The organism is Jiangella muralis, assembly GCF_001270745.1.
Taxonomy (GTDB): Bacteria; Actinomycetota; Actinomycetes; order Jiangellales; family Jiangellaceae; genus Jiangella; species Jiangella muralis.
Genome location: NZ_LFXL01000041.1, coordinates 19,559 through 37,303, shown reverse-complemented (window position 1 = coordinate 37,303; position 17,745 = coordinate 19,559). Strand labels below are relative to the sequence as shown.

General features: G+C 73.7%; 14 protein-coding genes and 1 pseudogene. 2 read left to right on the top strand and 13 right to left on the bottom strand.

The genetic code is table 11. The annotated features are described in order from the left end of the window. Genes ACW62_RS28250 through ACW62_RS28225 form a run of 6 tightly spaced genes read right to left on the bottom strand, consistent with a single transcriptional unit; the run spans window position 1 to window position 4,925 of the window. Window positions 1–279: a hypothetical protein gene (locus ACW62_RS28250; RefSeq protein WP_205629660.1), complete on the bottom strand. Its 279-nt coding sequence runs from the start codon at window positions 277–279 to the stop codon at window positions 1–3. A gap of 52 nt (window positions 280–331) precedes the next feature. Further along, window positions 332–1,252, bottom strand: a complete 921-nt coding sequence (locus ACW62_RS28245) for a type II secretion system F family protein (RefSeq protein WP_053207464.1) — start codon at window positions 1,250–1,252, stop codon at window positions 332–334. Continuing rightward, window positions 1,249–2,109 (bottom strand): type II secretion system F family protein, encoded by an 861-nt coding sequence (locus tag ACW62_RS28240; protein ID WP_053207463.1) that lies wholly within the window; start codon window positions 2,107–2,109, stop codon window positions 1,249–1,251. The genes ACW62_RS28245 and ACW62_RS28240 overlap by 4 nt, the downstream gene beginning before the upstream one ends. Beyond that, window positions 2,106–3,407 carry a TadA family conjugal transfer-associated ATPase gene (locus ACW62_RS28235; RefSeq protein WP_053207462.1) on the bottom strand — a complete coding sequence of 434 codons (1,302 nt, stop codon included), beginning with the start codon at window positions 3,405–3,407 and terminating at the stop codon, window positions 2,106–2,108. Before ACW62_RS28235 ends, ACW62_RS28240 begins: the two co-directional genes overlap by 4 nt. 5 nt (window positions 3,408–3,412) lie before the next feature. After that, window positions 3,413–4,192 carry a CpaE/TadZ family protein gene (locus ACW62_RS28230; protein WP_053207461.1) on the bottom strand — a complete coding sequence of 260 codons (780 nt, stop codon included), beginning with the start codon at window positions 4,190–4,192 and terminating at the stop codon, window positions 3,413–3,415. 4 nt (window positions 4,193–4,196) lie between these two features. Next, window positions 4,197–4,925, bottom strand: a complete 729-nt coding sequence (locus ACW62_RS28225) for an SAF domain-containing protein (RefSeq protein ID WP_053207460.1) — start codon at window positions 4,923–4,925, stop codon at window positions 4,197–4,199. Window positions 4,926–5,231: 306 nt separating this feature from the next. Here ACW62_RS28225 and ndk point away from each other — a divergent pair, with 306 nt between their 5' ends. Then, window positions 5,232–5,639, top strand: a complete 408-nt coding sequence (gene ndk / locus ACW62_RS28220; protein ID WP_053207459.1) for a nucleoside-diphosphate kinase — start codon at window positions 5,232–5,234, stop codon at window positions 5,637–5,639. Between the two features lie 10 nt (window positions 5,640–5,649). Here ndk and ACW62_RS28215 read toward each other — a convergent pair whose 3' ends face one another. From ACW62_RS28215 to ACW62_RS28185, 7 genes are all read right to left on the bottom strand, one after another. Beyond that, window positions 5,650–5,994 carry a DUF4233 domain-containing protein gene (locus tag ACW62_RS28215; RefSeq protein WP_053207458.1) on the bottom strand — a complete coding sequence of 115 codons (345 nt, stop codon included), beginning with the start codon at window positions 5,992–5,994 and terminating at the stop codon, window positions 5,650–5,652. Further along, complete coding sequence (locus tag ACW62_RS28210) at window positions 5,991–7,322, bottom strand: bifunctional folylpolyglutamate synthase/dihydrofolate synthase (RefSeq protein WP_053207457.1); 1,332 nt, start codon at window positions 7,320–7,322, stop codon at window positions 5,991–5,993. Before ACW62_RS28210 ends, ACW62_RS28215 begins: the two co-directional genes overlap by 4 nt. Beyond that, on the bottom strand, window positions 7,319–9,925 hold the full coding sequence (locus ACW62_RS28205) for a valine--tRNA ligase (protein WP_053207456.1): 2,607 nt from the start codon (window positions 9,923–9,925) through the stop codon (window positions 7,319–7,321). Before ACW62_RS28205 ends, ACW62_RS28210 begins: the two co-directional genes overlap by 4 nt. A 73-nt stretch (window positions 9,926–9,998) precedes the next feature. Beyond that, complete coding sequence (locus ACW62_RS28200) at window positions 9,999–10,928, bottom strand: NADP-dependent oxidoreductase (RefSeq protein WP_205629659.1); 930 nt, start codon at window positions 10,926–10,928, stop codon at window positions 9,999–10,001. Continuing rightward, on the bottom strand, window positions 10,925–12,361 hold the full coding sequence (locus tag ACW62_RS28195; RefSeq protein WP_053207455.1) for a GuaB1 family IMP dehydrogenase-related protein: 1,437 nt from the start codon (window positions 12,359–12,361) through the stop codon (window positions 10,925–10,927). Before ACW62_RS28195 ends, ACW62_RS28200 begins: the two co-directional genes overlap by 4 nt. A 31-nt stretch (window positions 12,362–12,392) precedes the next feature. Continuing rightward, entirely contained in the window at window positions 12,393–14,075 is a 1,683-nt protein-coding gene (locus tag ACW62_RS28190) for a metallophosphoesterase (RefSeq protein WP_053207454.1), read from the bottom strand. 17 nt (window positions 14,076–14,092) lie between these two features. Continuing rightward, window positions 14,093–15,715: a PucR family transcriptional regulator gene (locus ACW62_RS28185; RefSeq protein WP_053207453.1), complete on the bottom strand. Its 1,623-nt coding sequence runs from the start codon at window positions 15,713–15,715 to the stop codon at window positions 14,093–14,095. A 154-nt stretch (window positions 15,716–15,869) separates the two neighbouring features. Between ACW62_RS28185 and ACW62_RS33460 the strand changes: the two are divergent. Then, window positions 15,870–17,615 (top strand): annotated as a pseudogene (locus tag ACW62_RS33460) (HNH endonuclease signature motif containing protein); the annotation flags it as partial. Window positions 17,616–17,745 lie beyond the last annotated feature (130 nt).

The following is a 17,745-nucleotide window of genomic DNA, read 5'->3' as shown; positions in this document are numbered from 1 at the left end:
TCAGAGCCCGCCGCCGGGGGCGTCCGGGATGTCGATGGATTCGGCCTCGTCGGTGACCAGGCGGTAGATCACCACGCCGACGGCGGCGGCGAGGGCCACGAGGATCGCCGTGATGATGACGAACTCGATGGCCGACGCGCCGCGCTCGGGGGCGCTCCGGGCTCGCTCGGTGTGCACCTGCAGGCTCAGCAGCAGCCAGCCGATCGGTGTGGCCGGCGAGAAGGCGCCGGCAGCCGGCCGCGAGGTCTCGCGCCAGCGGGGGGTGGCCTGGGTCTTCATCGGGGACGTCTCCTCGTCCTGGTCGGGTAGGTGGTTACGTTCGCGAAGGTCGTCAACTCTGCTCCAGCACCCCCATCAACGCGGGGTAGACGAGGAAGAGCAGGAACCCGCAGCACAGCACCAGCTGGGCGACCAGCATGGACTGGGACCGCTGCCCGGCCTTCCCCTCGATCTCGGCCAGTTCGCGACGGCGCAGCGAGCCGGCCCGCGCGGCCAGCGACTCGCGCACCTTGGCGCCGTCCTCGGCGACCAGCGCCAGTGCCGCGGCGAGGTCGCGCAGTTCGTCGACACCGACCTCGTCGCCCAGTTCGCCCAGCGCCGCCCACGGGGTGACGCCGTGCAGCCGGGCCGTCAGCAGCGTATCGCGGATGCGCACCATGGCCCATCCGTCGCTGAGCGCCGACGCCGACTGCAGCGCCTCGGGCACGCCGCGGCCGCCGGCGAGGTTCATCGCGACGAGGTCGAGGAACGAGCCGACGACGTGGCGGAAGTCGCGGCGGCGGTCGGCCGCGCTGGACCGCGCCGTCAGCGTCGGGATCAGCCCGAAGATCAGCGCGAGGACGATGCCGATGACGGTGCCGGCCGGGATGCTCAGCCCGAGCTGCGCGGCCGAGAGGATCGCGGCCAGGACCACCGGCATCAGGAAGCCGACCAGCGCGGCCAGCACCGACGTCGCGAGGTGGCCCTCGACGGACTTGCCGAGCAGCGAGAGGTCGCGGCGCAGCGACCCGAGGTTGATCCCCACGCCCTCCAGCGCGCCGCGCAGCCGGCCGCCGAACCGGCGCATCGCGGCGGACTCGCCGCTGCCGGACGTGACGGTGGCGGCGGTGAGGCGGTCGCGACGGGCCCGGCTGCGCTCGGCGTCGAGCCGGGCCAGCGCGGCCGCCGGGTTGACCCGCGGCACCGCGAGCACGTAGCCGAGCAGCAGTGCGCCCGCGCCGGCGATGGCGCCCGCGACCAGGACCAGCGTCACGCCCGCACCTCCCCCGGCTCGGCCGTCACCAGGAACCGGGCCGGCATCTCGAACTTCGCCAGCCGGCGCATCCAGAGGAAGCCGATGGCGAAGATGCCGATGACGACGCCCAGCACGATCTGCCCGGCCGGCGAGTTGTACGGCTCGACGAAGTCGCGGTTGATGATCGACAGGCCGATCATGAAGAACAGGCTGACCCCGACGACGATCTGCACCGAGCGGCGGGTGCTGGCCCGGCCGGCCATGACCCGCTGACGCATGTCGAGCTCGGCGCGGGCGGAGTCGGCCAGCGACGACAGCACCTGCCGCAGGCCTGGCCCGCGCAGCCGGGCGTTGAGGATCAGCGCCGACACGACGAGGTCGGCGCTGGCGTCGTCGAGGTCGTCGGCGAAGCGCTCCAGCGCCTCCGGCATCGGCATGCGGATGCGCAGCCGGTCGGCCAGCAGCCGCAGCTGCGGCTGGATGGACGGCGCGGCCGCGTACACGGTGGCCGGGATGGCCTGTTCGAGGCCGACGGCGCCGGCGATGGTGTCGCGCAGCGACTCCGTCCACGAGGCCAGGCCCTCCAGCCGGGCTATCGAGGTGCGCTCCTCCTTCGCCCCGCCGAACAGCGCCGGCCAGAACGCGACCAGCAGGCCGGCCCCGACGGCCGCGACCGGCCACCGGGTCAGCAGGAGCGCGGCGACCCCCGCGATGATGCCGTACACCGTCTGCCGCCCCAGCCGCTCGATCATCGGCCGGGTCGACCCCGGCGACGGCGGCCTCGGCTCGCTGCCGCGGATCGCGACGATCAGCAGCAGGACCCCGGCGCCGACGGCGGCGCCGATGAGGGTGATCAGCAGGATCGTGGGGCTCACGCGACCACGCCCGCGTTGGCGTCGAAGCCCACCGCGATGAGGTCCTCGATGCAGGCGATCGGCGCGGCCGGCACGGCGACGCCGTCGGGGCCGGAGGCGAAGATCTCGCTGGACAGCACCCGGCCGTCGACGCCGTTGATCTCGCGGATGCTGGACACGAACCGGCGCAGCCGGCCGCCCTCGGCGAACTCGTTGCGCTTCTCGACGAACACGACGAAGTCGATGGCGCCGGCGATCAGCATCATCGTCGCCTCGACCGGCAGCCGCTCGACCGACTGGATGGCGTAGGTCGAGATGCGGTTGAACACCTCGATCGAGCTGTTCGCGTGGATGGTGGACAGCGAGCCGTCGTTGCCCTGGCTCATCGCGTTGAGCATGGTGACGATCTCGTCGCCCAGCACCTCGCCGACGATGACCCGGCTGGGGTTCATGCGCAGGCTGCGGCGGACCAGCTCGGCCATCGTGATGGCGCCCAGGCCCTCGGAGTTGGGCAGCCGCTCCTCGAACGCGACGACGTTGGGGTGCAGGTCGGCGAACTCGCCCAGGCCCAGCTCGAGCGCCCGCTCGACGGTGATGATGCGCTCGGCCGCCGGGATCTCGTTGGCCAGCGCGCGCAGCATGGTCGTCTTGCCGGCGTTGGTGGCCCCGGCGATCATGATGTTCTTGCGGGCGGCGACGGCGGCGGACAGGAACGCCGCCAGGTCCTCGGTGACCGTGTCGTAGCGGACGAGGTCGTCGAGGTGCACCCGGGACAGCCGGGCCCGTCTGATCGAGATGGACGGGCGGGCGCAGACACCCATGACGGCCGAGAGCCTGCTGCCGTCGGGCAGCCGGAGGTCGAGCTGCGGGTTCGCGGAGTCGAACGGGCGGCTGGTGAGGCCGGAGTAGGCGCCCAGGATCTGCACCAGCTCGACCAGTTCGTCGTCGCTCTCGGCGACCGGGGCGCCGGTGACCTCGCGGCCGTCGGCGTACTGGATGAAGACCTGGTCGCAGCCGTTGATGTCGATGTTCTCGACGTCGAGGTCGTCGAGCAGCGGCTGCAGCCGGCCGACCCCGAACAGCGCGGCGTGGATGCCGGAGGAGATCTCCTCCTCTTCCTCCGCCGACGGCGGCGTGCGGCCGGCCCCGATCTCGGCCCGGGCGTGCGCGTCGAGGACCCGGCTGATGACGGCGCGGGCGAACTGCCGCTCGTCCTCGCCGGACATCGGCGGGATGCCGTTGGAGGCGTCGTCGCGGCGCTGCCGGGCGAGGGTGTCGGCGACCTCCTCGCGGAGGGTGCGGACGAGGTTCTGGTCCACCGTGGTCAGCTCCTGCTCGGGATGCGCGCGTGTGCCTCGGCCAGCCCGCGCACGGAGTCGCTGAGCTCGCGGGCCGAGCGGACGAGCAGCGAGCGGTCGATGCGACGGCTCCACCGGCCGGCCAGGGCGCCCGCCGCCTTGGGGTCGTCGGCGATGCGGCCCAGCACCGTGACCTGCTGGCCGTCGTGCTGCAGCAGGCGGTCGAGGTCGCGCGGGGCCGCGGTGTCGCGGCTCTCGGTGACCAGTGCGATGCCGACCGGGATGCTGCCGGCCGCGCCGATCTGCAGCGGCTCGGCCAGCCAGCGCAGCCGCTCGCGCAGGTGCGCGTAGTACTCGATGCCCGGCCGGACCACGAAGATGACGGCGTCGGCGGCGTTCATGACCGGTAGCAGCGGGGTGCCGGGGACGATGCGGCCGCAGTCGACCAGCACGTCGACCGGCAGCGTCTTGAGCATGGTGGCCATGGCCGGCCACACCGAGCCGATGCCGGTGAGCTGCTCGGGCCGGGTGACGCCGGCCAGGATGTCGAGGCCGCCGTCGGCCGTCTGCAGGTGCTCGGCCATGTTGGCCTCGGCGACGCCCCGGCGCGCGGCCGCGGCCAGCGAAAGCAGGCCGCGCTCGGGGTCGAGCGGCTCGCCCTCGGCGTCGCGGTGACGCAGCGCGAGGTCGCCGCCGGCGGGGTCGAAGTCGGCCACCACGACGTCGGACGGCCAGATGGCCCCGAGGGCGTTGACCGTGGTGGTCACGCCCGGGGAGCCCTTGGCGGACGCGAAGGCGATGAGCACCGGCTCAGTCCTCCTCGGAGCCGAACGGGGTGCCCCGCTCGACCAGCGTGACGACCAGCTGGTTGGTGGCGGCCAGGCCGCCGACGGTGGCGGCGTCGCCGCGGTCGACCAGCAGCGTGACCAGCGAACCGGTGCCGCCGGCCTGGTCGCCGCCCTCGGCCGGCTTCGCCGACGCGACCCGGGCGCCCTCGACGACGGTCTTCCCCTCGCCGGTGACGATGGACACGAGGTCGACGATGTCGCCGGACTGCAGCCCGCCGGCCGGCAGGAAGCTCTGGGCGAGGAACGCGCCGACGGCGGTCTGGCCCTCCGACAGCGGCGCCTGGGTCTCCAGCATGGTGGTGTCGAGCAGCTGACCCTCCACGAGCGCGACCCGGGCGTACCGGCCGACGACGTCGTCGGCCTGCGACTCAGGGATGAGGCTGTCGAGCTCGGACGCGACCTGCGTGGTCTCGAGGTCCTCGCTGGTGATCTGCTCGCCCGCGGCGACCGGTCCGGCCAGGACGAGCACCGGCGTGCGTTCGTCGACGCGCATGGCCAGCAGCGCGGCCACCGCGGCGCCGCCGACGATCAGCAGCACCGCCAGCGCGGCCAGCGCCGGGCGGCGTTGCCGTGGTGGCGACGGCAGCCGGGCGCTGTCGGCGCGGACCCGTTGGTTGCTGCGGATGCCACGCTGTTCCCGTGCGCGCTGGCGCTCGTTGGCCGCGTCAGTGGTCTGAGTTGTCCCCGCCATGAGGTGCCTCTACCGCTCCTGCCTCGTCTCCCCGTCGCTGCCCTCCCGAACCGGCCGGGACGGCCGGGTGCAGCCGGGGACGTGCAAGTGACCCGCTGCCCCCTGGACGTTTCGGGGGAACATTACCTTGGACGCCTGACCGTGGTCATGCGCCCTGCCAGATGTTCACCCAACACGGCGGACGCTACCGGCGGCCGCTTTCACGAGGCTTTCATCACCGCCCCCGCGCCACCTGACGCGTGTATCCGACCCCGGATTGGCTACCCTCTGACCATTGCCGATCCGTCCGACCGCACAGGAGCACCCGTGTCCGAGCGCACGCTCGTCCTGATCAAGCCCGACGCCGTCCGCCGCGGCCTGATCGGGGAGATCCTGGCCCGCTACGAACGCAAGGGCCTGACCATCGTCGCGCTGGACCAGCGCACCATCGACCCCACCCTGTCCGACGCGCACTACGCCGAGCACGTCGAGAAGGGGTTCTACCCCGCGCTGCGCGAGTTCGTCACCGGCGGCCCGCTGGTCGCGCTGGTGCTCGAGGGCGACCAGGCCATCGACGTCGTGCGGGCGATGAACGGCGCCACCGACGGCCGCAAGGCCGCGCCGGGCACGATCCGCGGCGACCTCTCGCTGTCGAACTCCGAGAACCTCGTGCACGCGTCCGACTCCCCCGAGTCGGCCAAGCGCGAGCTCGACCTCTGGTTCCCCGGCCTGTAGCCCGGCGGGTTCAGCCGCCGTCCTGCTGCGCCTCGCGCGCCGCCTTCTCCCGCTCGACCTGCGGGCCGATGCGCAGCAGGACGAACCACAGCAGCGCGAAGATGCCGCCCAGGATGAGCATCGCCGGCACGACGAAGCCGGTCGCCACCGAACACACCTGGGCCGCTGTCCCGAGCACGTAGCCGGGCCGCCCGCGGCGCACCATCGCCGCGCCGAGCACGCACATCAGCGCGATGCCGCCGCCGGCCAGCCAGGCCGCACCTCGGCCGACGTCGGCGATGTTGATGGCGACCGGGACCGCCAGCAGCACGACGATCACCTGTGTCGACAGGATGGCGGCGGCGATGCGGTTCACGACGCCGCCCCGAACGCCACTCGCGCGTCGCCGGCCGTCACGACCGAGCCGGTGACGACGACGCCGTAGCCGCCCAGCGACTCTTCTCGCTCGGCCAGCCGCAGCCCGGCGTCGACCGCCTCGGGCAGCGGCACCGCCTGGTGGACGCGGTCCTGGCCGAACACGTCGACGGCGATGTTGGCCAGCTGGTCGACCGGCATGGTGCGCGGCGACGAGTTCTCCGTGACGACGACCGCCTCGACCGCCGGCTCCAGCTCGGTGAGGATGCCCTCGACGTCCTTGTCGGCCATGGCGGCGACGACGGCGACCAGCGCGGTGCCGGCGAACTCCTCGGTGAGCGCCGCCGCGAGCGCCGCCGCGCCGGCCGGGTTGTGCGCGGCGTCGGCGAGGACGACGGGGCCACGGCGCAGCGCCTCGAGCCGTCCGGGCGAGGTGACCCGGGCGAACGCGGCCCGGACGAGGTCGGCGTCGAGCGGCTCGCGGCCGCCCCCGACGAACGCCTCGACGGCGGCCAGCGCGGCCGCCGCGTTGTGCGCCTGGTACTCGCCGTGCAGCGGCAGGAAGATCTCGTCGTACGGGCCGGTCAACCCCTGCAGCCCGATGAGCTGCCCGCCGACGGCCAGCTCGCGGCTGCGCAGGCCGAACTCCAGGCCCTGCCGGGCCACCGTGGCGCCGGTCTCGGCGACGCGGGCCAGCAGGATCTGCGCGGCGGTGGCGGTCTGCGGGCCGAGGATCGCGTAGCCGCCGGGCTTGATGATGCCGGCCTTCTCGGTGGCGATCTCCTCGATGGTGTCGCCGAGGTAGTCGACGTGGTCGATGGCGATGGGCGTGACGACCGAGACCCGGCCGTCGGCCACGTTGGTGGCGTCCCACGCGCCGCCCATGCCGACCTCGACGACGGCGGCCTCGACCGGGGTGTCGGCGAACGCGGCGTAGGCCAGCGCCGTCAGCACCTCGAAGTAGCCCAGCGCGACGTCGTGCTTGGAGTCGACGAGGTCGAGGTACGGCTTGATCTCGTCGTACGTGGTGGCGAAGCGCTGCGGCGTGACCGGCTCGCCGTCGATGACGATGCGCTCGGTGACCGACTGCAGGTGCGGGCTGGTGTAGCGGCCGGTGCGCAGGTTCAGCTCGCGCAGCAGCGCGTCGGCCATGCGCGCCGTCGACGTCTTGCCGTTGGTGCCGCCGATGTGCAGGACGGGGTAGGCACGCTGCGGGTTGCCGAGGAGGTCGACGAGGTCGCGGATGCGCTCCAGCGACGGCTCGACCCGCGACTCCGGCCGCCGGGCCAGTAGCTCCGCCTCGATGCCGGCGAGGACGTCGTCGGTCACGGCGTGCCCTGCGGCAGGCCGGCCAGCTGCGCCTCGAGCCGGGCGATCTCGGCCTCGGCGGCGCTGCGCCGGCCGCGGACCTTGTCGACCTCGGACTCCGGCGCCTTGGCCAGGAACTGCTCGTTGCCGAGCTTGCGCAGCGCCTGCTCCAGCGTCTTGCGCTCGTTCGCGAGGTCCTTGCTCAGGCGCTTGCGCTCGGCCTCGACGTCGACGGCGCCGGAGAGGTCCAGCTCGACGGTGACGGCGCCGACCACGACCTGCGCGGTGGCGGCGAAGCCGTCCTCCGGCGCGGTGAGGCGGGTCAGCGACCGGAACGCGGCCTCGTGCTCGGCCGCGCCGCCGGCGACCCGGGCCGGCACCTTCTGGCCGGGCTTGAGCCCCTGGTCGCTGCGGAACCGGCGCACCTCGGTGACCAGCCGCTGCAGCTCGGCGACGGTGGCCTCGGCGGCGGCGTCGTGGCGGGACGCGTCCGGCTGCGGCCAGTCGGCGATCACCAGCGACTCCTGGCCGGTCAGCGTCGTCCACAGCGTCTCGGTGACGAACGGCGTCACGGGGTGCAGCACCCGCAGCAGACGGTCGAGGACGTGCCCGAGCACCAGCCGGGTGTTCTCGGCCGCGGCGCCGCCCAGCTGGGTCTTCGCCAGCTCGACGTACCAGTCGCAGAACTCGTCCCAGGCGAAGTGGTAGAGGGTGTCGCTGAGCTTGGCGAACTGGTAGTCCTCGAACTGGGCGTCGACCTCGGCGAGGACGGTGTTGAGCCGCGACAGGATCCACCGGTCGGCCGACGTCAGTTCCTCGGACGGCGGCAGCTCGCCCACGCGGGCGCCGCTCATCAGCGCGAACCGGGTGGCGTTCCACAGCTTGTTGCAGAAGTTGCGCGACGCCTGGACCCAGTCCTCGCCGATGGGGACGTCGGCGCCGGGGTTGGCGCCGCGCGCGAGCGTGAACCGCAGCGCGTCGGACCCGTAGGCGTCCATCCAGTCCAGCGGGTCGACGGCGTTGCCGAACGACTTCGACATCTTCTTGCCGCGCTCGTCGCGGACCATGCCGTGCAGCGCGATGGTGTGGAAGGGGATCGCCTTCTCGGGGCCGGCGTCGGCGTGCGCGTAGAGCCCGAACATCATCATCCGGGCCACCCAGAAGAACAGAATGTCGTAGCCGGTGACCAGCACCTGGTTCGGGTAGAACTTCTCCAGCGCCGGGGTCTCGTCGGGCCAGCCGAGCGTCGAGAACGGCCACAGCGCCGACGAGAACCAGGTGTCGAGCACGTCCTCGTCCTGCACCCAGCCCTCACCGGTCGGGGCGTCGTCGTCGGGACCGACGCACACCACCTCGCCGTCCGGCCCGTACCAGACCGGGATGCGGTGGCCCCACCACAGCTGCCGCGAGATGCACCAGTCGTGCATGTCGTCGACCCAGCCGAACCAGCGCGACTCCATGGACTTCGGGTGGATGGCCACCCGGCCGTCGCGCACCGCGTCGCCGGACGCCTTGGCCAGCGGCTCGACCTTGACCCACCACTGCAGCGACAGCCGCGGCTCGACGACGGTCTTGCAGCGCGAGCAGTGCCCGACCGCGTGCACGTACGGCCGCTTCTCCGCGACGATGCGGCCCTCGGCGCGCAGCGCGGCGACGACCGCCGGACGGGCCTCGAAGCGGTCCAGCCCCTGGAACGGGCCGTGCGCGGTGATGACGCCCTGCTCGTCCATGATGGTGAGCATCGGGAGGTCGTGCCGCCGGCCGATCTCGAAGTCGTTGGGGTCGTGCGCCGGCGTCACCTTGACCATGCCGGTGCCGAACGACGGGTCGACGTGCGGGTCGCCGACGATCGGGATGCGCCGCCCGGTCAACGGCAGCTCGATCTCGGTGCCGATGAGGTGCTTGTAGCGCTCGTCGTCGGGGTGCACGGCCACGGCGGTGTCGCCGAGCATCGTCTCGGCGCGCGTGGTGGCCACCACGACGTCGTCGCTGTAGCGGATCGAGACCAGCTCGCCGTCGTCGTCGCTGTGCTCGACCTCGATGTCGGACAGCGCGGTGTGGCAGCGCACGCACCAGTTGATGATGCGCTCGGCGCGGTAGATCAGCTCGTCGTCGTAGAGCCGCTTGAAGATGGTCTGCACGGCGCGGGACAGGCCGTCGTCCATGGTGAACCGCTCGCGGCTCCAGGCGACGCCGTCGCCGAGCCGGCGCATCTGCGCGAGGATGCGGCCGCCGGACTCGGCCTTCCACTCCCATACCTTCTCGACGAACGCCTCGCGGCCGAGATCGTGGCGGGACGTGCCGGTCTTGGCCAGCTCGCGCTCGACGACGTTCTGGGTGGCGATGCCGGCGTGATCCATGCCCGGCATCCACAGCGCCTCGTAGCCCTGCATGCGCCGCCGCCGCACCAGCGCGTCGATCAGCGTGTGCTCGAACGCATGCCCCAGGTGCAGCGACCCGGTGACGTTCGGCGGCGGGATGACGATGCAGTACGGGGGCTTGTCGCTCTTCTCGTCGGCCTCGAAATAGCCGCGCTCGACCCAGCCCTCGTAGAGCGGCGCCTCTACCGCCGCCGGGTCGTAGACGGACGGCAGGGTGGGCTCGGGAAGAGTGGACTCGGTCACGCCGCGGAATTCTACTGCGCGCGGTGGCCGGAGAGCGTACGGACCATGGCGTTCGTCACCACGGCGGGATCGTTCAGTCCGGCGGGCCGGCCGTCAGGACGATCTTGCCGCGCAGGTGGCCGGTCTCGCTGAGCTCCTGCGCCGCGGCGACCTGCTCCAGCGGGAACGTCGCGGCGATCGGCATCCGCACCGTCCCCTGCTCGACCAACGGCAGCACGGTCTCGAACACCTGCGGCAGCGGCAGGTCGGCGCTCCAGCTGGCCCGGACGCCGTACTGCGACGCGGACCCGTCGGCGATGGTGACGACCCGCTCCGGGCCGCCGGCCAGCTCGATCGACACCGGCAGCACGTCGCGCCCGGACGCGTCCGCGACGGCGTCGACGCCGTCGGGCGCGATGGCGTGCACCCGCGCGGCCAGCCCGTCGCCGTAGAGCACCGGCTCGACACCGAGCGAGGCCAGAAAGTCGTGGTTGGCCGCGCCGGCCGTGCCGATGACCCGGGCCCCGCGGGCCAGCGCCAGCTGACTGGCCACCAGTCCGACGGCGCCCGCGGCGGCGTGCACGAGCACGACGTCGCCGGCCTGGACGTCCAGCAGCCGGACCACCCGGTACGCCGTCTCGCAGGCGACGGGCAGCGCGGCCGCCTGCACGAACGTCAGCCCGCCGGGCTTGGCCACCATCCCGGCAGCCGGGACGACGACGTGGGTGGCGGCCGACCCGGGCGCCAGCCCGAACACCGCGTCGCCCACCGCCCAGCCCTCGACGTCCGGGCCGAGCGCGTCGACGACGCCGGAGCACTCCAGGCCGACCCGCACCGGCTCGGCCGGCGCGCCGTCGTGCGCGTACAGGCCGCGCCGCGCCTTGCAGTCGAACGGGTTGACGCCGGCCGCGCGGACCTCGACCCGCACCTCGCCGGGCCCGGGCTCGGGCAGCTCGACGGCGTCCAGGGTGAGCACGGCCGGGCCGCCGTACTCGGTGTACCGGACGGCCAGGGCGGCGGTCACCAGCTCACGTCCACGGGCATCCCCTCGGTATACCCCGACGCGCTCTGCACACCCACGACAGCACGCTCGCGGAACTCCTCGATGGTCGCCGCGCCGACGTAGGTGAAGGCGCTGCGCACACCCGCGACGATGGTGTCGACGAGGTCCTCGACGCTGGGCCGCGCCGGCGACAGGTACATGCGGGCCTGCGAGACGCCCTCCTCGAAGATGCCCTTGCGGGCCCGCTCGAACGCGGAGTCCTCGGCCGTGCGCAGCCGCACCGCGCGGGCCGACGCCATGCCGAAGCTCTCCTTGTACATCCGCCCCTCGCCGTCGCGCAGGACGTCGCCGGGCGATTCGTAGGTGCCGGCGAACCAGGACCCGATCATCACGTTGTCGGCGCCCGCGGCCAACGCCAGCGCGACGTCGCGCGGGTGCCGCACGCCGCCGTCGGCCCAGACGTGCACGCCCAGTTCGCTGGCCCGCGCGGCGCACTCGAGGACGGAGGAGAACTGCGGCCGGCCGACGCCGGTCATCATGCGGGTCGTGCACATGGCGCCCGGGCCGACGCCGACCTTGACGATGTCGGCGCCCGCCGCGACGAGGTCGCTGACGCCCTCGGCCGTGACGACGTTGCCGGCGACGACGGGGACCTGCGGGTCCAGCGCGCGGACCCGGCGGAGCACGTCGAGCATGCGTTCCTGATGGCCATGGGCGGTGTCGACGACCAGCACGTCGGCGCCGGCCGCCAGCAGCGCCTTCGCCTTGCCCTCGACGTCGCCGTTGATGCCGACCGCCGCGCCGATGCGCAGCCGCCCGCCGTCGTCCAGCGACGGCTCGTACAGCGTGGCCCGCAGCGCCCGCTCGCGGGTCAGGATGCCGGCGATGCGCCCGTCCGGCCCGACCACCGGGGCCAGCCGGTGCCGTCCGTCGTGCAACTGGGTGAACGCCTCTTCGGGTGCGACGCCGCCGGGCAGCGTCAGCAGCTCGCGCGACATCACCGAGTGCAGCTGGGTGAAGCGGTCGACGCCCTGGCAGTCGGCCTCGGTGACGACGCCGACGGCGTGGCCGTCCTCGACCACGATGACGGCGCCGTGGCCGCGCTTGGGCAGCAGGTTGTACGCCTCGCCGACGGTGCCGTAGGGCGGCATGGTGAGCGGGGTGTCGTAGACGGTGTGCCGGGCCTTCACCCACGCGATGACGTCGGCGACGACGTCCGGCGGGATGTCCTGCGGGATGACCGCCAGGCCGCCGCAGCGGGCCAACGTCTCGGCCATGCGGCGCCCGGACACCGCGGTCATGTTCGCCGCGACCAGCGGGATCGTCGTGCCCGTGCCGTCGGCGGTGGTGAGGTCGACGTCGAGCCGCGACCCCACCTGGGATCGGTTCGGCACGAGGAACACGTCGCTGTAGGTGAGGTCCTGGTCAGGGACCCGGTCGTGCAGGAACCGCATGTCGTCTCCCCCGGTTCGGCCGGGATCCAGCCTATCCGGCGGCCCCCCGCGGCCCGTCGAGCAGTACCGGCGGCTCGGCCAGCGTGGCGTGCAGCGGCTCGGCGGGGACGATCCACGGCGTGCCCGGCGCGCCGCCCGGGTCGGCCCGCCACGCGTGCGCCACCCGCTCGACCGTCACCGGGTACAGCGTCAGCGACCCGTCGCGGCCGACGTGGAAGCGCAGGAAGCTCTTGTGGTCCTCGATCCCCAGGCCCGCGTACAGCTCGTTGACGTTGACGTCGAAGTACCGTGCGACCAGCAGGTACGCGCCGACGACCCAGGTGTCGAGCAGCCCGATGACCGGCCCGTAGACGGCGAACGCCAGCAGCGTCGCCCACGGGTTGGCGACGTCGTCCAGCGGCAGCGCCGACCACACCGCTGCTCCCCCGAGCGCCAGCGCCACGTGCGGCACCGCATGGAGCACCGCCGCAGCGATGTGCTTGCGCGTCCGCACGCCCAGGACCAGCGTGAACACCGCCGTCCCGGCCAGCACGGCGGCCACCCCGGTGACCGTCGCCGGCGTGATCAGATGGTCCGGCGATGTGACGAAGGCCAGCATGAGCAAGGTCTGCATGAGCCCGAGCAGCCCCACGAAGCCGGGGTTGCGCCGCGGCAGCCGCGCGAAGATCTGCCACCCCAGCCGCCGCGACGCCCGCTGCGTGGGGTACGCCGCGGCGAGCTCGTAGCGTTGCGGGGTGCTGCGCCGCCGGGTGATGGCCTCCTCCGGCGGGACGTCGACGGCGGCCGGCAGGTGGTCGGTGCCGACGAGGTAGGCGCCGCCTCCGCCGCAGGTCACCAGCTGGCGGCCGCGTCCGTCCGGACCGTCGCCGGCGTAGCGCGCGTAGTGGTGCATGTCGCCGGAGAGCAGCAGCGGGACGCGGGCGCCGGTCGGCTCGATGATCGTGCGGATGAAGTAGTCGACGCTGTCGTAGGCGTCGGGCCGCTCGTGCGTCTTGACCCACGACGGCTGGGCCGGCGCCAGGATGATCCGGCTCTCGGGCGTCAGGCGCTCGGCGACGCGGTGGAAGTAGTCCAGCTGCGGCTCGTCGATGTACGAGGACAGCTGGATGTCGACGGCGAACAGCCACCAGCCGTGCGGCAGCTCCAGCGCGAAGTAGCTGCGGCCCTGCCGGGTGCGCCAGCCGCCGATGGCGTCGCCCTGCGCGAACAGCCGCAGGAACGCCGTCAGGCCGTCGTACCAGTCGTGGTTGCCCGGCAGCGCGTACAGCGACGGTGTCTCGGCGGCGAGGTCGGGCAGGGCGGCGCGGTACGGGCCTTTCCACCGGTGCTCGTAGGCCGGGCTGGACGCCGTCGGGTACACCTGGTCGCCGCCGAGCACGAGCAGCGAGCCGCGCGGAAGCAGCCGGCCGTCGTCGAGCATCAGTTCCGGCCGGGCCAGCAGCGACGCGACCGAGTAGGTGGCGTCGAAGCCGTCACCGACGTCGGCGGTGTAGTCGAACCACAGCTCGTCGGCGGCGGAGTGGTCGTACGCGCGGTCGGGCAGCGCCGCCTGCAGCTCGCGTTTGTCGAGGTAGCCGCCGAACAGGTACGCGAGCAGGACGCGGATGGCGGTGCCGGCGAGCAGGCCGGGGTTCAGCCAGGGCACCGGGCGCTGCCGCACGAACCCGGTCTCCGCCGGGCTGAGGTCGCGCGGCCGAGGCGCGGGTGCGGGCATGGTTGGTCACCCTACGGTCAGGCCGTGGGGTGATCAACCATCGTGCGCAGCCGCAATTCGAGCATGGCCGCGAACCGCGCGTCGGGGTCGGCGAGGTCCAGCCCGCCGATCTCGCCGACCCGCCGCAGCCGGTACCGGAACGTGTTGACGTGCACGTGCGTGGCCGCCGCGGCCGCCGTCACGTCGCCGAACGCGTCCAGCCAGGCGCGCAGCGTGGGGACCATCTGCGCCCGGTGCCGGCGGTCGTAGGCGGCCAGCCGGGCCACCGGGCCGGACGGGACCCGTTGCTCGGCCGCCATCGCGCTGCCCAGCTCCAGCAGGAACGCGGAGATCTGCACGTCCGTGAGCCGGGCGACGCGGGCGCCGGCCGGCCGGGTCCGCAGCACCCGGACCGCGCGGTCGGCGTCGGCGCGCGACTGCGGCAGCCCGGCCGGCCCGGCCGCGACCCCGCCGATGCCGACGACGACGCGGCTGCGGGCACCGATGCGGCTGAGGAACTCCTCGGCGACGGCGACCGCCCGCAGGTCCGCGTCCGGTCCGTCGCCGGCCAGCGGGATGACGCCGTAGACGACGCCGCCGACCAGCGCCACCGCCGACCGCGGGTGCACGGCGGCCAGGTGCAGCGCGAACGCGCCCGCGACCCGCTGCAGGTCGGCCTCGACGGAGGACGGCTCGGCCTCGCCGGGCACGGCCAGCGCCAGCACGCAGGCGGGTCCGCCGGCCAGGCCCAGCCGGCTGGCGGCGTCACCGGCCGCCGGGCCGCCCTCGACCACCGTCGCGACCAGCTCCGCCCGCAGCCGCCGCTCGACGTCCGCCCCCGCGCGGTGCCGCAGCATGTGCAGCGCGACCAGCTTCGCCGCGTCGACGAAGGCCTGCTCGCGCTCGGCGCTCAGCGGCTCCTTCACCGCCGCCCACATGGAGCCCAGGATCTCGTCGCCCGCACGCACCCGGATCGCCACCCGCGGCAGCCCGGTGCCCTCGATCTCCGGCAGGTACACCGGCCGGTCGGACGCGTACAGCGCGCGGAAGGCGCCCTGCCGCTCCAGCTCGCGCAGGTAGCGTTCGGGCACCTGGCGGCCGAGCACGGTCTCCTTGCGGCCCTCGTCGGCGCGGTCCTGGTCGGCGGAGAACGCGATCACCCGGGAATTCAGGTCCTCGATCGTCAGCGGCGCGTCCAGCAGCGCCGACACCGCGCCGGCCAGTGCGAACAGGTCGCCTGCTCCGGCGCCGGCCAGCGTCTGGTCGTCGACGCCGCCGAGGTCGTCCAGCGCCAGCAGGCTGCGCAGCAGGGCCGCGACCTGCGCCCACGAGGCGCCGCGGGTCAGGCCGAACAGCGCCAGCCCTTCGTCCGCGACCGCCCGACGCACGTCCTCGTCGATGTCGACCGGGACCCGCACCACCAGCCCGACCGCCCCCTCGGCGGCGACCGCCCGCACGACGTCCGCGATCTCGTCCGACGACGCCAGCCCCACCCCCAGCACCAGCGCGTCAGCCGGCATCGACGGCGGGTCCAGCGGGTCGTGGATCACCACCCCGCCCACCGACCGGCCCGGCTCGACCCGCCCGGCCACCACCTCGAGCAGCGTCGATCCGAGATCGTCGAGGACACGGCCGAGCGTGGCCCTCGGTCGCAGGGTCATGCGCAACACCTCTGAAGCCAAACACGCGAACGACCGGCAGGAGTTCGTCGAACTCTACAATCCGCGCGGTTCCGTTGGTTGCTTCTGACGAACAGCCGCAGTGCCGCCGATCGTCGAGTTGATCTTGATCGGTGGGGCGAGTAGAGTTGGCATCATGTTCGAAGAAGCGCTGTCAACTGCTGCGCCGCCGGGTGTCGACCCGGTGGCAGGGCGGCCCGCGCCGTCCCGGCAGGCGGCGCCGCCGCAGCTGGTGGCGTCCGACCGGCCTGTCGGGGGTCTGCCCGCCGACGCCGAACGGATCCCGACCGGGCCGGAGTTGGCGGCGGTGCTGGCGGCGTTCGACCCCGACGCCGCTGACGGCTTCGACCTGGTGGAGGCGACGGCCGGGTGGGCGCGGTTGGCTGCCTGGGTGGACGCCAACCAGGCCCGCGTGCTGGCGGCGTTGGCGTCGCGGGCCGAGATGCGCCCCGACGACTCCGGCTCCCGCTCGGTCAACCCGGTCACCAACACCGCCGTCGAGATCGCCGGCCGTTGCCAGCTCACCACCCGCCAGGCCGAGAACCAGGTCGGGCACTCGCTGCAACTGGTCGAGGACTTCCCCGACACGCGCCACGCACTGGCCGCCGGGCTGATCGACCTGCGACGCGCCCGGGTGATCACCGACGAGCTGGGTGGGCAGGACCCTGAGGTGCGGGCCCGGGTCGAGGCGGCGGTGCTGCCGAAGGCGCCGACGCTCGATGCCGTGGCGCTGCGCAAGCTGATCAAGCGGCTGTTGCATGAGCTGGCGCCGGTCGAGATGGCCGAGCGGCACCGGCTCGCCCGCGACGGCCGCTACGTGGCGGTGTCGCCGGCGTCGGATGGGATGGCCTTCCTCGAAGCGCTGCTGCCCGCCGAGGACGCCACCGCGCTGAACACTGCACTGAAGGCCGCCGCCGCCGATGCGAAGCGGGCCGACACCGCGCTCGGCGTGCCGGCCCGGACCAGTGACCAGCGTCGCGCCGACGCCCTCGCCGAGCTGGGTTGGGCCGCGCTGACCGCCTGTGCGGAGTCCGCCGGGACCCACGCCGCACACGCCGGCGCCACCGTGGGCGGCGCCGCGGACGGGTCGGCGGTCTCGGGCCGCGCCTGCACCGGCCAGACGGCGCACGGGTCCGCGGTCTCAGGCCGCGCGACGGACGGGTCCGCGGGCACAGGTCCGCCCGGCACCGGAGGCGGTACCGATCAGGCAGCGCACGGGTCCGCGGTCTCAGGCCGCGCGACGGACGGGTCCGCGGGCACAGGTCCGGCCGGCACCGGAGGCGGTACCGATCAGGCAGCGCATGAGTCCGCGGTCTCAGGCCGCGCCACGGACGGGTCCGTGGGCACAGGCCCGGCCGGCACCGGCAGCGGCACCCACCAGGCAGCGCACGCCTCGGCGACCAGGAGGCGCGCCGCGGCCGCCGCGCCGTCTGGCGATCCCGGCCGCGCTCGGGCCGGCAGCACTCGGCCCGGCGGCGACGAACCCACCTCCGCCACCGCTGGGACCAGACCGCGGCGACGGCCGGTGAGCGTGCAGGTCACCGTCCCGTTCAGCACGCTCGTCGGCCTCACCGACGAACCCGGCGAGCTCGAGGGGTACGGACCCATCCCCGCTCACATCGCCCGGCAGCTGGCCGCCGACGACGTCTGGACCTGGCTACGCACCGACCCCGCGACCGGCCAACTCCTCGACCTCGGTCGCAGCAGATACCGGCCGACCACGACGCTGGCCGACCTCATCGTGGCCCGCGACCGCACCTGCCGGGCGCCCGGCTGTCACCAACCGGCCCGCGGCAACGACATCGACCACATCGTCCCGTTCGCCGCCGGCGGCACCACCAGCCGAGCCAACTGCCACACCCTCTGCACCACCCACCACCTGCTCAAACACCGCAGTCGCTGGACCGTCCACCGACAACCCGACGGCGCCACCCACTGGACCAGCCCCACCGGCCACCAGTACCGAAGACCAGCCGAGCCGATCGGCCGGCGACACCCGTCGCCAGGTGCCG